Genomic DNA, 15,288 nt, shown 5'->3' with positions numbered 1-15,288 from the left:
CATAGAAATAAGCCAGAAATATAGATTTATCACTTATATAGATCCATATTTTCTGACTAATTGTAATAAACTGTTTTACAAAACAGTGTGGCGTTTAGAAACGCTGCTTGCTATTCTATTTTACCAATTAAGCCCCAGCCATTGGCCTGGTCAATTACTACGCAGTGAATTAGGTTGTCTCCTTTTTTTAGAGGAAGATAAAGCGTGTTGGCATCAATATTTAAGTGCCCCATAAATTGCACTCCCTTCAGTCGGAAGCTGTTATCACCAGAGAAAATCGCTTCACCATTTAGGTAAATGATGATTTTGTCGCTGTAGTCGAAAGAGAAAAGCTTGTTAGCAGCCTCTTCTGAATGAATCGTGGTCTTCGCAACAATAAAATCTTCTTTGTTTTGCTCGAACCCGCCAGAAGACGTCTTTTTAACATATTTAGAAATAGGTAGTAAGCCTGATTCTTCTGTGGTAACAGACGTGTATTCGGTCTTAGCGAGCAGCTCATAATCTAACTTTTCTTTATGGAAAGACTGAGCTGATGTTATTTGCCAACTAGAAATAATTGTAGGGTCTGTTGGTGTCTTCGGTTTTTCTTGAGTCGATTTATCTACTGCGGAATGAGTAACCTTGAAATTAGAGAATCGGTTGCCAAATAAGGCCCATAAGCCAATTTTTCCCTCTTTTTGACTGGTTTTCATTTGCTCCACAGTCATTGCGTAGCTTCCGTTAATAAAGACTTCTACCCGCTGATTCTGAACTTCTAACCTTAGTTTATTCCAGCCATTAGCTTTGAATGTCACGTTGGCCTGATGCTCGCGATACAATTGCCAGTTAGACTCATTATTGAACATGGGCGTGTATTGAACAGCGTCTGCCTGACCAGATTTGTGTAACCTCATATACACTTCTTCCAAGTTGTTGTTCTCTTCGCGAAAACTGATGCCAGCAAAGCTTCTGCTAGCCTTGGCGTAAACCTCTACCTCTATGATTCCATTGGTGAAGTGTTGACCTTTTACTGTGGCCCTGCCAGTAGTTAAAACTAGTGTTTCTCTGTTGTCGAATTGTTCAAATTGAGCATCGGCCGGAATATTCCAATGCGTTGATTTCATAGGAATTGAAATGCTTTTGCTTTGTGCATGGGCTAGCTCTACCGTTAATATGCCCAATAATATGTTGAGTAATATTTTCATGACCTTTGGTTTGTGGATGAAAGCTCATTACGTTTTGGTATGGCTTAAAGTTGCCGTGTGCTTTTCACCTTGTTGAAAAACCATTTAAGGATTTTATGTTGAGTTAGGTTCAGCGAGAAGGAGGGTGTTTGCTTTTGGAATGTCAGTTTAATGACTGAAACCGACTACCTTATTTAAATTGGTAAAGTGTGTTTTACTAAACTGTTATTTCCTGAATATCAGGCTGAATGTAGCTCCTTGGCCATGTTGGGATTTCACTGTCAAGTCGCCTTTATGCTTTTTCATTATCTGTTTGGAGAGGCTCAACCCAATGCCAGAACCATCTTCTTTGGTGGAAAAGAATGGAATAAAAATTTGATCCATTTTGGTCTCGTCTATACCGATTCCGTTGTCTTTTATTTCTATGACTGACTGGTGACTACTAGAATAAGCATGAATTTCTACTAAGCCATTTTCGTGGTTTTCTGTAGCGTGTCGAGCATTGGTTAATAGGTTAATCAGAACCTGATCTATAAGCTTTCTATCCATTGCTACCGACATGCGGGCTTCAGATTTTGTCTGGAGTTTTACACCAGCTTTTTCGAACTCCTTACTTAAGAGGTTGGCGTTTTCTTCTAACAGCTCCCTGACGTTGACTTCTTTCAGCTCTAAGGTCTTAATTCTGGTCAGCTTACGGTAGTCTTCTACAAAGTGGAGTAGGCCTTCACTACGCCTTTGAATGGTTTTAAGTGAGAAACGAAGGTCTTCCAACGTTTCTTCGGAAAGGTTCTCCAATGGCTTCGGCTGACCATTTTCTTCCAGTAGCATAATCATGGTCTCAGAAAGAGAGGTGACAGGCGTTACCGAGTTCATAATTTCGTGCGTGAGAATGCGAATAAGCTTATGCCAAGCCTCAATTTCCTTCTGTTCAATCTCACTTTTGATATCCTGAAAGGTGACTATAGTGTATCGATAATTCAGAATTTTAAGTCGGTTGATCTGAACCGAAACTTGCTGTTTTTCGCCCTTGATGGAAAGTTCAATCAGCTTACGTTCATTGTCTTCCATGGCATCCAATTCGTTGGCAAAAGTGGGCTGTAGCTGCTGAAATTGCTTCCAGTAATTTGGAGTGGCAATTTTTAGTAGATCTTGAGCGGCCTTGTTCATTAGCTCAATTCCATGATCTTCTTTCACTGCTAACACACCTACCTTAATGTTATCTACAATGACTTGAAGGAACTTAAATTGGGCTTCCTTTTCAACGCTTACTTTTTTGAATGCTTCTATGATTTCTACAAAGGCATCTTGCAGTTCTTGAAACGACTTGCCATGCTTTTTGCCTTTGAAGGAGATGGAGAAGTCGGAGTAACGAATGGCCATCAGTAGTTTGGCAATCTCTCGATTCGTGTGTGTGATAAACCTGATGAGTTCAGAGACCTGAATAATGATTATGCCTAGCAGTATAATTTGGTTGAAGAAGAGCTCTGTTCTGGCGAAAATAAAGGCCAGTGCCGTCATGGTGAGCATGAGCAACACGATGCGGATAACTACCAGTAAAGCGAATCTTTTTGATACCATTGTACCTAGTGTCTCTTAGTTCTTTGGCCTGAATTCAGCTATTTCATCTCTTTTAGGAGACGTGATTAATGGTGTAATTTCTTTAGTAGAAGAATTCCAAATATAGATTTCCGAATTACCATCTAGGGTTTTGGTAAAGGCTAATACTCTTCCATCGGGAGACCATCTTGGCCATCGGTTATCATCAATGCCTTGGGTAATATTGACTTGATTACTTCCATCAGCATTCATTACGTAAATGTCGCAGTTACCTGTGTCGCAATGATGGAAGGCAATTTGTTCTCCATTGGGGGAGTAATCTGGCAGAGCATTGAAGTGCTTTAGACTGGTGAGCTGTTTTTGATTGATTGGGTTTGGTACGTTTATCTGAAATATTTCAGCTATTCCAGATCTATAAATTGAGTCGCCTACTTGAGTTTGTATGCTGGCAATTACCTGAGATTCATCTGGAGAAAACTTTGCTCCAGACTCATAGAGTTCATTTTTGGTGAGTCTGAACCATTCTTTTGTAGGTTGATGGTAACTGTAAATTTCACCTTTAACCTGATCGCGGCCAGAACTTACTAATAATGTTTTTCCATCTCTTGAAACATCGTTGAGGGTAAGCGTAAGGGTGTCGCTAAGTAATTCTTCGTTCTCTTTGCTCTCGAGATTATAGCGCATTATGGAGCGGCTACCCTGCTTGTATTCAGTATAGTAGAGGCTTTTTCCATCACTACTCCAAACCATGTTATACTTAGTGTTTTCTGAACTTATAAGGAGAGTGTCAGTTATGTTTTTAGAGTCAAATAGAAAAATATCTAGCTTTCCGTTTTCGTCATTAACGTATGCCAGTTCATAGTTTTGACTGGTACAAGCTGCTAAGAGCAATGCAAGTGTTAGCGCTAGGTTGGTTTTCATATTTGAGTTGTTTAGTATTCTTAATATTAATGCTTCTAAGGTCGATTCTTACTCTTACTCTTCCGAAATTCCTTCCTCGCGTAAAACTTTTCTTTCTCTCTACCCCTAACCCCTAAAGGGGAAGTGCTTTATCAGTACTCGAGCAAAAGATAGCTAAGTTACTTCCGTCTTCCGACTTCGGTCTTCGGTCTTCTGACTTCCGTCTTCTTCTACCCTTAACCCCTAAAGGGGCAGCACTTCATCAGTAATCGAGCAAAAGATGGCTAAGTTGCTTCTGACTTCCGACTTCTGTCTTCTGACTTCGGTCTCAATTTACCCCTTACCCCTAAAGGGGCGGCATTTCATCAATACTCGAGCAAAAGATGGCTAAGTTACTTCCGACTTTCGACTTCCTTCTAAATCTACCCTTAACCCCTAAAGGGGCAGCACTTCATCAGTAATCGAGCAAAAGATGGCTAGTTACTTCCGTCTTCCGACTCCTGTCTTCGGTCTTCCCGCTACAATCCATACTTCTGCATTCTTCTATAAAGGGCCAGTCTGTCCAAGCCGAGTTCTTTAGCGGCTCGGGTTACGTTGCCATTATGTTTGTCTAGCGCTTTTAATATTAGTCTTTTTTCGTTTTCCGTGATGTTTAAGTTTTCATCTTCTTGTGCTTTGGCAGTTGCTTTTGTGCTTCCCAGCATAAAGTCATTGGGTCCTAGTTTGTTGCCATCGGCCAGAATAATAGCTCGCTCTACTGAGTGCTCCAACTCTCGAATATTTCCCGGCCAGTGGTGTTTTTTCAACTTGTTCATTGTGCCTGCATCAATGCGCATATTGGTCTTCTTATACTTCTTGCCAAATACGTTTAAGAAGTGTTCAACCAGAATGTCCATGTCTTCAATTCTTTCTGAAAGCGATGGCATTTTAAGCTCAACGGTGTTGATTCTATAGAGCAAGTCTTGCCTGAATTCACCTTCATCTACCACCTCATAAAGGGGCATGTTGGTGGCACAAACCAGACGTATATCTATCGGAATTTCTTTGCCTGAACCCACTCTGCTTACTTTTCGCTGCTGAAGTACCGAAAGTAGTTTGGCCTGAAGAGGGAGAGAGAGGTTACCAATTTCGTCCAGAAAAAGAGTGCCGCCTTGCGCCAGTTCGAACCGTCCTGGTTTGTCTTCTTTGGCATCGGTAAAAGCCCCTTTTACATGACCGAAAAGCTCCGATTCAAAAAGCGTTTCGCTAATAGAGCCCAAATCGACCTTAATGAAAACCTGATTAGCTCTGTCTGATTTTTTGTGCAGTGCTCTGGCTGCCAATTCTTTACCAGTTCCGTTTTCTCCGAGAATCAGCACGTTCGCATCGGTTGGTCCTACCTTTTCAATGAGTGAGAAAACCCGTTGCATGGGTGCCGAATTCCCCAGAAAGTTGGAGTACTTCTGTTCAACATCATCGGTGATGCTTTTGGTGGTGTTTTTAAGTCTGTCTACCTCTAATTTACTGTGCCGAAGTTGTAAGGCCGAAGTAATGGTGGCATAGAGTTTTTCATTTTTCCATGGTTTGGTAATAAAGTCGGTACCTCCCGATTTGATGGCTTGAACCGCCAAGTCGAACTCACCATAAGCGGTGACTAAAATAACAATAGCGTTCGGGTCGATATCCAGAATCTGGTTGAGCCAATGAAGGCCGTCAGATCCATCATTTTCTCCTTTCTTGAAGTTCATGTCGAGCAATACAACATCGAATGATTCTCGCTCAAAGTGGAGGGGGATCAGTTCCGGATTACTTTCAATCTGCACTAAGGTAAACTGCTGTTTCAGATACATTCGTGCCGTGTTGAGCACATCAATATCATCGTCAACAATCAGTATTTTAGCCTCTATCTTCGCCATAAAAACTGTATCAAAAACAAACACTTAAATGTATTGAAAACAAACGGATAAAAACTATCAATGACTGAAATATATTTACAACGTTCTGATATTCAGTATGTAGTGTTTTTGGCACTCCTTTTGGCTAGATTGTGACATCAAAGGTCAACTATGTTAAAGAATTATTTCATCACCGCACTTAGAAACCTGTCGAGAAACAGGTCTTTTACCATCATCAATATTTTCGGTTTAGCATTAGGCATTAGTGCTGCCTTGGTTCTCTTTAAGATTGTAATTTTTGAAAAGAGCTTCGATACTTACCTAACCAATTACGACCACCTTTATCGCTTCACTAAAAAGGTAATCAGCCCGAATTTGGTAGAGCAGGAAGCTGGAATGCAGAATCCATTTGCGGAGGCTTTCAAAACAGACTATCCAGACTTGGGTACTCCTGTACGAACCTTTTACATAGGTGAGAATCAGCTCAGCGTTCAGAATATAACGGGTGACTGGACCCATTATGAGCAACGCGATGGTATTTCATTTGTAGATGAAGAGTTCTTTAAGCTCTTCGATTATGAGTGGAAGGTGGGTGACCCTGAAACAGCCTTGTCTAAGCCTAAGTCGGCTGTAATCTCAATTTCCCTAGCAGAAAAGTATTTCGGTGTGACCGATGGAGGATACGATAGAGTATTGGGTAAGGAAATGAAGCTCAATAATGACCTAACGATTTTCATTACAGGCGTGGTTACAGATCCTCCAAAAAATGCATCTCTTCCTTTTAAGTTGATGATAGAGTACGAGTCGGTAGCTGAGATTTTCGATTTCTTCCAGCCAGATTCTTGGGGGTCTACTTCCTCAAATGCACATGTGTATTTCCTTGCCAATGAAAATGTAACGGCACAGCAAATTAGAGATGTGCTTCCGGCCATGTCTGAGAAATATATGCCTGAAACGGAGAATGAAACTGTTTTTCAGCTTCAAGCACTTGCTGATATGCACTTTCAACCAGAATATAATGTGTATGGAAACTCGGCCAAGTCGCCCGACTTTCTAACCGTTCCGATTGCTATTGGGGTATTCTTAATTCTCACGGCTTGTATCAACTTTGTGAATTTATCTACCGCTTTGGCCATAAAACGCTCAAAGGAAGTTGGTATCAGAAAGGTTTTAGGCGGTGTAAGAAACCAGCTGGTTTTCCAGTTTATGGGCGAAACCTTCCTCATAACAGTGATAGCCACTCTTATTTCTTTGGGAGTAGCCGAATTGGCTATGACTAATATGGAAGAGTTGATTGGTTATAGCTTATCGTTAGAGCTAATGAAAGACATTTCCCTCTTGCTAGTGGCTTTAGGCGTAGTGGTGGGGGTAACGCTCTTGGCAGGACTTTATCCATCATTTATACTTTCCAGACTAAAGCCTGTTGCAGTACTCAGAAGCAAGGGGCAGAGTTCTCTTTCAGGAAATATCAATACTAGAAGGGGTTTGGTAGTCTTCCAGTTTCTTATTTCTCAAGTGCTTGTGATCTGTACGCTGGTGGTTATTTCTCAGATGAAATTCTTCGAGAATAAGGACTTAGGCTTCAGAAAATCTTCCATCATTACCTTTCCTCTTCCTTCTAACGAAGAGGCGAAGCTGAACTTTATGGGGAATGAATTGCAGACTTTCCCTGGGGTTGAGGGGGTTAGTTTTTCATTTGCAAGTCCACTTTCTGATAACAACATTGGCTCTACCTTCGGTTATGCTCCGTTGGAAACCACAGGAGAGTTCGATGCTGCATTCAAGGTGATTGATGAAAATTATTTGGATTTATATGACATCAAACTTTTGGCTGGGAGCGATATCAGCAAGTTCGATACAACACTTTCCGAAGCAATCATTTCTGAACAAGCATTGAAACTGATGGGGCTTGAAAACCCTGAAGACGCTATTGGAGAAACCATCCGCTCAGGTTTCAATGGCGATAAAAGAGTAGTTGGGGTCTTCAAGGATTTCCACAATAAGGATTTGAGAGATAAAGTTGACCCGATAATTATGGTCAAATACGCTGGCTATTACTACGAAGGAGCGGTAAGGTTTGAGGGTTCGGAAAGTCAGACTTCAAACTTGGTGAAGAAGCTTGAAGAGACCTGGACAGCGCAGTATCCTGATACTATTTTCGATTATACGCTGCTCTCTGAGAAGATCATGGAGAACTATGAAGAAGAAGCCCGAGTGCTCACACTTTTCCAGATATTTTCAGGTTTGGCCATCTTTATTGGTTGTTTAGGCTTATATGGCTTAGTGTCATTCATGGCTAACCAGAAGACAAAGGAGATCGGTATTCGCAAAGTACTGGGTGCTTCTGTCAATCAAATCTTGAATCTGTTTTCTAAAGAACTGTTGGTACTCATTGGCATCGCTTTCTTATTGGCTGCTCCTCTTGGTTACTACCTCATGAATGACTGGCTGAGCGGATTCGAATTTAGGATCGGATTGTCGGTTTGGGTGTTTGCTGCGGCTATCGGCTTCACCTTATTAATTGGAGCCATTACCACAGGCTTGCGTTCTTTCCGTGCAGCTACTTCAAACCCTGTAGATTCACTTAGAAGCGAATAAGAACTCAAAAACAACAGTCAGATGCTCAAAACTTACATCAATACATTCCTTAGAAAATTCAGAAAGGAAAAGCTCTTTTCACTACTTAACCTTGGCGGGCTCACTGTTGGATTGACTACTGTTTTGTTAATCGGTCTCTATATTCAAGATGAACTGAGTTTTGATAAGTTTCATACAAGGAAGGACGATATATACCTGAGCTATCATTTGATGGGTAATAATAAGGTAACCAGCGACAGATTGGCTTATGGGCTAGCCAAGCAAATTGCGGAAGAAGTACCAGAAGTACAGAAACTTGCTAGTTACCAATCGAGAAATAGACTGATTACTGCTGGAAACAAAACCTTTCTAGATAATGAAATGGCTTATGTAAATAATGAGTTTCTTACAGTCTTCGACTTTCCTTTGGCCTTTGGTGTGGCAGAAGAAGACAAGGGTTCATTGCTTATCAGTCGTTCTGCGGCAGAGAAGTACTTTGGTGAAGCTACGCTTGCTCTAGGTAAGAAGATTACTGTAGATGAAGATGATGAATACATTATTTCTGGTGTGTTGGAAGATGTACCGGCCAACTCCACCTTACAATTTGATTTTCTATCTGTTGAGAATGAGCTTTTTGAAAAGCGAAGTCAATTAATGGATAATGAAAATGGCTATTTCCCTGCTCAAAACTGGTTCTTAATGCAAAGAGGTTTCAGCAAAGAGGCTGTTCAAGAAAAGATGCAGGCTATAGCTATGAGCATGCCTTATAGTCATAGATACACTAATACACAGGCCAACCAAAACATTTTCTTACTTCCTTTAACCGACTACCATTTAAAAGCAGAACTAGATTTTACGAGCAGCAATACAAGTGATATTAGATACATCTACTTGTTTGGTGCCATTGGCTTCTTGGTGCTATTTATTGCTGTTATTAATTATACTAATCTTGTCACATCTCAGTCTATAAAAAGAGGAAAGGAAGTAGGGCTCAGAAAGGTAGTTGGAGCTTCTAGGTTTCAGGTGCTTTCGTACTATCTGCTCGAATCATTTTCTCTGGTGTTTATAGGTGCCATATTGGCTTTTGCACTAACAGAGAGACTTCTGCCTTGGGTAAATGATATGCTCCAAAAGGAGATTGAATTGAACTACTTCTCTACCGAATTTTTCGTGTTGGTTTTCGGAACTGCGGTTTTGGTTGGTTTTCTTTCAGGAATTTATCCAGCACTATTTCTTTCTAAATCCAAGCCCTTACAAGCTCTTGGGCAGGGAAAGGTTGGTTCAAAAACTAGACTTCGAAAAGGCTTAACCGTTGTACAGTTCTTCATTGCGCAATTACTGATTATCGCTACAGTAATTATTCAGCAGCAACTCAATTTCATTCAGACTAAGAACCTTGGTTACGAACGTGAATTACTTCTTGAGATTGATTTACATGATAAAATAGGAGATAAAGCTCAGGTTTTTAAGAATGAGTTGCTGAGCGTTTCTGGTGTTGAAAAGGTATCGATGGCTAACTCATCTATCTCTTATTCCAGTTTTGGTGTTTTAAATAAAGATGAGCTCGGTGTAGACGAAGAAAAAGAAGTTCTTACCGATTTCTTTAGTGGCGATGAAGACTTTATTGAGACCTTGGGTATAGAATTGGTTTCAGGCCAAACGCCTTCCAAGGAACTACGAGGTATTCTTGTCAATGAGTCAGCCTTGCCGGCTTTTAGCTGGGAGGCTGAAGGTGATCATGTATTGAGCTTAGTCAATGGAGATATTCCTTTAGTTGGAGTGATTAAAGACTTCCATAATGAATCATTGAAATCGGAAATCAGACCATCAGTAATTTCCTTCAATCCTAATGCTTCTAAATTTGCTCTAGTTCGCTTAACAGGGACTGAAGTGAAGGAGACTTTAGCTCAGATTACCGAGAAATGGGATGCTATGGCCACTGGTCGGCCTATGCAATACAAGTTTTTAGACGAGGCCTATAACGGACAGTATATTGTTGAGCAAAGGCTAGGAGAGATGTTTTTGTTCTTCTCAGGGTTGGCGATTTTCATTGCCATTTTGGGTATTGTTGGCCTCTCTACCTTCACCATTGAACAAAGAATCAAAGAGATCAGTCTGAGGAGGGTTTTGGGTGCAAATTACAGGGAGATCTTCCAGCTCTTTGCCAGAAGTTATGTAGGGATGATATTGCTTGGGTTTATGGTGGCCGCACCTGTGGTTTACTATTTCACCAGCGACTGGTTATCACAGTTTGTCTACAGAATACAGCCAGGTATTTTCTCCTTTTCATCGGCCGTAATGGGTACACTGATTATATCGCTTAGTGTTATTGTACTTCAAATCGCGCGTACCAAACGAATTAATCCTGCAGAAATCCTCAGAAACGAATAAACCCTAAACTATGCTCAAAAGCTATTTCATAAGCACATTTCGAAGATTGAAAAGAGATAAATTCTTTTCTATACTCAACCTTGTTGGTTTAACAGTTGGGGTTACTTCTTTCATTCTTCTGGCACTTTATGTCAAGAATGAACTATCTGTAGATCAATTTCACAGCAAGAAGGATCAGATATACATCATTGCAGAAAATGTAAATGGAGGAAAAGATAAATGGGCTCGTTATCGAACGAGTCATGCGGCAAGAATGCAAGATCGTATTCCTGAGCTCAGCCAGATGGCAATGCTTAGTCAATTGGGATTTGACGATTTAATAAAAGCCAACGATAGGAGTTTTTATGTTGAAAATGTCTACATGTCGAATAACGACTTCTTCGAGATTTTCGATTTCCCAATTAAGCAAGGAAATGTGGAGCTGAACCAGGAAAATAAGGCAGTAATTACCGAGAGCTTGGCAAGGCAGTATTTCAACGATGAGAGTCCTATAGGCAAGGTAATTGAAGTGGATGGTACAGGTAGTTTTGAAATTACAGCCATTGCTGTTGATCCTCCTGCCAATTCAAGAATCCAATTTAAGCTATTGCTTTCCAACTTATCTGAGTTGAAAGAGGCAGCTGCAGATTTTGCAGAAAGCGGAGGCTCAATTGTCTCGGCTTATATTCTGTTGCCTGAGAATGTGAGCATCGAGTCTGTTCAGGCCAAGGTAGACAAACTGATGTTAGATGAGTGGCCGAAGAGTGCTCTTAAATTCGATGAAGAAGGAAATTTTGAACAAAAGATGTATTTCTTTCCCTTTAGCGACATCCATCTTAAATCAGGTTTTACTTTTTCGCTTTTTCCGGTTAATGATATCCGCTACATCTACCTGTTTGGTAGTATAGCTTGTCTTATTCTAATGATCGCCTGCCTGAATTATGTGAACCTGATCACGGCCAGATCAATTAAAAAGATGAAGGAGATTGGGCTTCGAAAGGTATTTGGGGCAAATAGAAAGCAGATTCTCAGACAGAATATCTTCGAGTCGTGTGTCTATACCTTCATCAGTGTATTGCTTGCCTTTGCTTTGGCCGAAAGGCTCTTACCATATTATAATAATTTAATAGACAGACAGCTTTCTCTTAGTTATTTCAGTCTAGAGTTTTTCGTCTTTGTGATAGGCCTAACCTTGATTGTTGGTTTGGCTTCTGGCATTTATCCGGCTCTGAGGCTTAGCGGTTTCAAAACCATAAATGCACTACATGGCAATAGCAAAGTAAAAGAGCGGTCAGGGGTGAGAAGGGGACTTGTCTTCACTCAGTTTTTGGTGGCACAAAGTCTGATTGTAGCCACTGTAATCATTCAGTCTCAGTTAAGCTATCTGCAAAATAAGGATCTCGGATACGATAGAGAAAATGCTCTGTTCATCAAAACTTATGGAGAATTAGGAGATAGGACGAGTGTCTTTAAGGATGAAGTTGCCAGAATTTCTGGAGTTAAGGAAGTATCACTTACCACCAATATTATTGATCACAACGGCATCACATTTGGAAAAGTGAGTGAATTTAATGGAGAGGAAGAATCGTCTGAAGAAGACTTTTTCTTTAGCAATTCTTTCGAGGTAGATTTCAATTACCTCAAGACAATTGGTATGAGGTCGGTTTTGGGAATGACTGTCGATGAGATTGCAGAAATAACCTCGGAGGATAAAATTGTTATTACAAAAGCGGCTCAGGAAAAGCTGAGGATGGAGAATCCTATTGGAATGAGAATGAAGTTTTGGGGTAAAGAAAGAGAAGTTGTGGCAGTGATTGATGACTTTCATAATGAGTCATTGAAAAGTGAAATTATGCCAAGCGCACTGATACTCACGGGGAATCATCGAGATTTTCTCAATATAAGATTCGAATCAGGACAAACCAGAGAAGCATTGTCTCAAATTGAGGATATCTGGAATTCTATGGTTAAGGATAGACCCTTCCTGTTTCAATTCTATGATGATTATTATGATGCCAACTACAGAAAGGAAACAAGGTTGGGCAATGTTTTCAATGTCTTCTCAGGCATAGCCATTTCCATATCAATTATCGGACTCATTGGTTTAACAACATTTGCGGCAGAACAGCGCCTGAAGGAATTCGGAATTAGAAAGGTATTGGGAGCATCGGCTAGTCAATTGGTAGGATTACTTTCTAAAGAGTTCGTTTTCCTGATTCTAATATCATTCCTGGTAGCCTGTCCAATTATTTATATCGCATCGGCTGATTGGCTGGACACCTTCAAGTATAAAATCACTTTGTCGCCATTCACATTTGCGATTGGTCTGGTTATAACCTTGGTGGTCGCATTTGCTTCAGTATGGCATCAATCCCGTAGAGTTTCCAGAGTAAATCCAACGGAAATTCTCAGAAACGAATAAAACTCAAAAACAACAGTAAAATGCTCAAAAATTATCTCAACGTACTTAGAAGGAATTTCGCCAGAAATAAGGCCTTCACACTCATCAACATTCTAGGTCTCACTATGGGTATTACCTGTAGTCTGATCATGTTTTTGGTGGTGAAACAAGAATTCAGTTTCAACAGATATCACTCAAACTTAGACTCACTGTATCGCATTGGTCATCGCGATGTGGTTGATGGAAGAGAGTATACTCAAGGTGGTTTGCCATTGGTAATGCCGCCTTCTATCAAGGAAGAAATTGTTGGCTTAAAAGATATTACGCTGGTTGCTCATGAGGCTTACGGCCTTATCTCCGCTACCGACAATACAGGAAAAGTAAATCACTATGAGGAAGATCCGGAATTGGTTTATGTAGAACCGAACTTCTTCAGAATGTTTGACTGGAAGGTGCTAGAAGGCGTAGTGGAAGGAGAAGCTCTGGCGGAACCAAATGTGGTAGCGCTAAGCAAGACTTTGGCAGAGAAGTATTTTCCGGGCGAATCGGCCATGGGTAAAACCATACGGTTGAATAAAACACTAGATTTAAAAGTGATTGCCATTTTGGAAGACGCTAGAAAGGACTCCGATTTTCCTTTCGGCATTTTCATTTCTATGGAAACCAAGCGTACCCAAAACCCAGACGATTTCAATGAGTGGGGAAGCATTTCAAGCGATAATGTAGCTTTTGTGCAGTTGGAAAATAATGTTACTCCAGAACAAATCGATGCTCAGTTTCCAGATTTCGTAGAAAAGCATTGGAACAAAGACCGAAGAGAACAGACTACGTTCTTACTCACTCCAATGACAGAATATCACTTCGATGAGCGCTTTAGCAATTTCTCACAGCGTATCATTCCGAAAACCATGCTCATTACCTATATCATCATCGGAGCATTTCTAATAGTTACTGCCTGTGTAAACTTCATCAATATGTCTACTGCAATGTCTGTGAAGCGCAGCAAAGAAGTAGGCATGAGAAAAGTATTGGGTAGCGATAGAAAGCAGTTAGTGATGCGCTTTTTGGGTGAAACATTTGTGATCACGCTTATAGCTACATTACTATCAATGGCCATTACAGAGCGACTGCTGCCAATGGTTATCAATGATTTTATGGGTATTGAAATTCCATTTAGCCCAATCTCAGACCCTGCTTTGCTGCTGTATCTTTTAGGAGTCTTAGTTACGGTTTCACTTTTCGCAGGGCTTTACCCAGCCTTCGTGCTTTCTAGTGCTAAACCGATAACCGCACTTAAAGGAGGTTCGGCTCAAACAAAAGGAGGGATGGGTTTCAGACGTTTCTTGGTTTTCTTTCAATTCTTCATTTGTCAGGTATTGATTTTCGGAACCGTGGTGGCGGTAACCCAAATGAACTACTTCCTCAACGTAGACATGGGTTATGATCAGGAGTGGATTCTAAATATTGGCTTGGCTAAGAGAGACAAACAAGCGCTCGATCTATGGGATTCGGAAATACAGAATATACCTGGAGTGAATAACTACTCTTTTAATTACAGACCTCCTTTTTCAGGCTCAATTTCGGCTACAGATGCATATGTATATTCGAATGACACTACCCGAGATGCACTTACAACCCATGTCAAAATGGCTGATGCCAATTATCTTGAGACCTATGGTCTTACGCTCTTGGCTGGAAAATGGCTCAACGATAGCGACACTACCAACCAGTATGTGGTGAATGAGACTTTCCTTAAAAAAGTAGGCCTAGAACCTGAGGAAGCCATTTTTAAAACCATTCAGGTTTGGGGCAAAAAAGCGCCTATTGTTGGTGTGGTGAAAGACTACCATGTTTCTACACTGAGTCAGGCAATAGAACCAGTGACTATGTTTAACGATGCAAGGAGCTATAGAACACTAGGTGTTAGGGTAAACCCTGCAAATGCTGAAAGTGTGGTTGCCGCTTTAGAGGAGATTTGGTATCAGGTGAATGAAGAGTATGAGTTCAGCTATCAGTACGTAGACGATCAACTGGTAGACTACTATGAAATGGAGCAAAAAATGTCGCAAATGCTCACGGTTTTTGCTGGTATTGCCATCTTCATTGGCTGTCTTGGACTATACGGCTTAGTCTCTTTTATGGCGAACCAAAAAGCTAAAGAGATTGGAATCCGCAAGGTGCTGGGTGCTTCTGTTGCCAATATCATGCAGAAATTCTCGCTAGAGTTTATCCTATTGGTAGGTGTAGCCTTTTTGCTTGCCGCACCATTGGCTTACTACTTTATGAATGTGTGGCTCAATCAATACGAATACAGAATCAGCATTGGCCCAGTTGTCTTTGCCGTTAGCATTTTGGCATCATTGATTATTGCCATGCTCACTACAGGCTATAGATCAATGAGGGCAGCTACGGCCAATCCAGTTCAATCACTTAGAGACGAGTAAAA

Annotated in this window: 8 protein-coding genes; 4 read left to right on the top strand and 4 right to left on the bottom strand. The window is 40.8% G+C overall.

All coding sequences use genetic code 11. The features are described 5' to 3' along the window. Positions 1-110: 110 nt before the first annotated feature. The 4 genes from AWW68_RS17940 to AWW68_RS17925 all read right to left on the bottom strand — a co-directional run bounded on the left by AWW68_RS17940 (position 111) and on the right by AWW68_RS17925 (position 5,515). Positions 111-1,184: a family 16 glycoside hydrolase gene (locus tag AWW68_RS17940; protein WP_068224500.1), complete on the bottom strand. Its 1,074-nt coding sequence runs from the start codon at positions 1,182-1,184 to the stop codon at positions 111-113. Between the two features lie 204 nt (positions 1,185-1,388). Then, positions 1,389-2,741, bottom strand: a complete 1,353-nt coding sequence (locus AWW68_RS17935; protein ID WP_084375753.1) for a sensor histidine kinase — start codon at positions 2,739-2,741, stop codon at positions 1,389-1,391. Between the two features lie 15 nt (positions 2,742-2,756). Beyond that, the gene (locus AWW68_RS17930) at positions 2,757-3,641 is read right to left on the bottom strand and encodes a TolB family protein (protein WP_068224496.1); all 885 of its coding nucleotides are present in this window, start codon (positions 3,639-3,641) and stop codon (positions 2,757-2,759) included. 497 nt (positions 3,642-4,138) lie between these two features. Continuing rightward, entirely contained in the window at positions 4,139-5,515 is a 1,377-nt protein-coding gene (locus AWW68_RS17925; RefSeq protein WP_068224493.1) for a sigma-54-dependent transcriptional regulator, read from the bottom strand. 150 nt (positions 5,516-5,665) lie between these two features. Here AWW68_RS17925 and AWW68_RS17920 point away from each other — a divergent pair, with 150 nt between their 5' ends. The 4 genes from AWW68_RS17920 to AWW68_RS17905 are packed head-to-tail and all read left to right on the top strand — an operon-like array spanning position 5,666 to position 15,286. Beyond that, positions 5,666-8,092: an FtsX-like permease family protein gene (locus AWW68_RS17920; protein ID WP_068224489.1), complete on the top strand. Its 2,427-nt coding sequence runs from the start codon at positions 5,666-5,668 to the stop codon at positions 8,090-8,092. Positions 8,093-8,113: 21 nt separating this feature from the next. Then, positions 8,114-10,462 carry an FtsX-like permease family protein gene (locus AWW68_RS17915; RefSeq protein WP_068224487.1) on the top strand — a complete coding sequence of 783 codons (2,349 nt, stop codon included), beginning with the start codon at positions 8,114-8,116 and terminating at the stop codon, positions 10,460-10,462. 10 nt (positions 10,463-10,472) lie between these two features. Further along, positions 10,473-12,863: an ABC transporter permease gene (locus tag AWW68_RS17910; protein WP_068224485.1), complete on the top strand. Its 2,391-nt coding sequence runs from the start codon at positions 10,473-10,475 to the stop codon at positions 12,861-12,863. A gap of 20 nt (positions 12,864-12,883) precedes the next feature. Next, on the top strand, positions 12,884-15,286 hold the full coding sequence (locus AWW68_RS17905; RefSeq protein WP_068224482.1) for an ABC transporter permease: 2,403 nt from the start codon (positions 12,884-12,886) through the stop codon (positions 15,284-15,286). Positions 15,287-15,288: the final 2 nt, after the last annotated feature.

The sequence above is a fragment of the Roseivirga spongicola genome (assembly GCF_001592965.1).
In the GTDB taxonomy this organism is placed as follows: Bacteria; Bacteroidota; Bacteroidia; order Cytophagales; family Cyclobacteriaceae; genus Roseivirga; species Roseivirga spongicola.
This window is presented reverse-complemented; position numbering and strand designations above follow the sequence as displayed.

What these genes read in the sequence shown, in the direction of transcription:
- AWW68_RS17920 (WP_068224489.1), top strand. Translation starts at nt 5,666, where the DNA reads ATGTTAAAGAATTATTTCATCACCGCACTTAGAAACCTGTCGAGAAAC.
- AWW68_RS17925 (WP_068224493.1), bottom strand. Translation starts at nt 5,515, where the DNA reads ATGGCGAAGATAGAGGCTAAAATACTGATTGTTGACGATGATATTGAT.
- AWW68_RS17915 (WP_068224487.1), top strand. Translation starts at nt 8,114, where the DNA reads ATGCTCAAAACTTACATCAATACATTCCTTAGAAAATTCAGAAAGGAA.
- AWW68_RS17930 (WP_068224496.1), bottom strand. Translation starts at nt 3,641, where the DNA reads ATGAAAACCAACCTAGCGCTAACACTTGCATTGCTCTTAGCAGCTTGT.
- AWW68_RS17905 (WP_068224482.1), top strand. Translation starts at nt 12,884, where the DNA reads ATGCTCAAAAATTATCTCAACGTACTTAGAAGGAATTTCGCCAGAAAT.
- AWW68_RS17940 (WP_068224500.1), bottom strand. Translation starts at nt 1,184, where the DNA reads ATGAAAATATTACTCAACATATTATTGGGCATATTAACGGTAGAGCTA.
- AWW68_RS17910 (WP_068224485.1), top strand. Translation starts at nt 10,473, where the DNA reads ATGCTCAAAAGCTATTTCATAAGCACATTTCGAAGATTGAAAAGAGAT.
- AWW68_RS17935 (WP_084375753.1), bottom strand. Translation starts at nt 2,741, where the DNA reads ATGGTATCAAAAAGATTCGCTTTACTGGTAGTTATCCGCATCGTGTTG.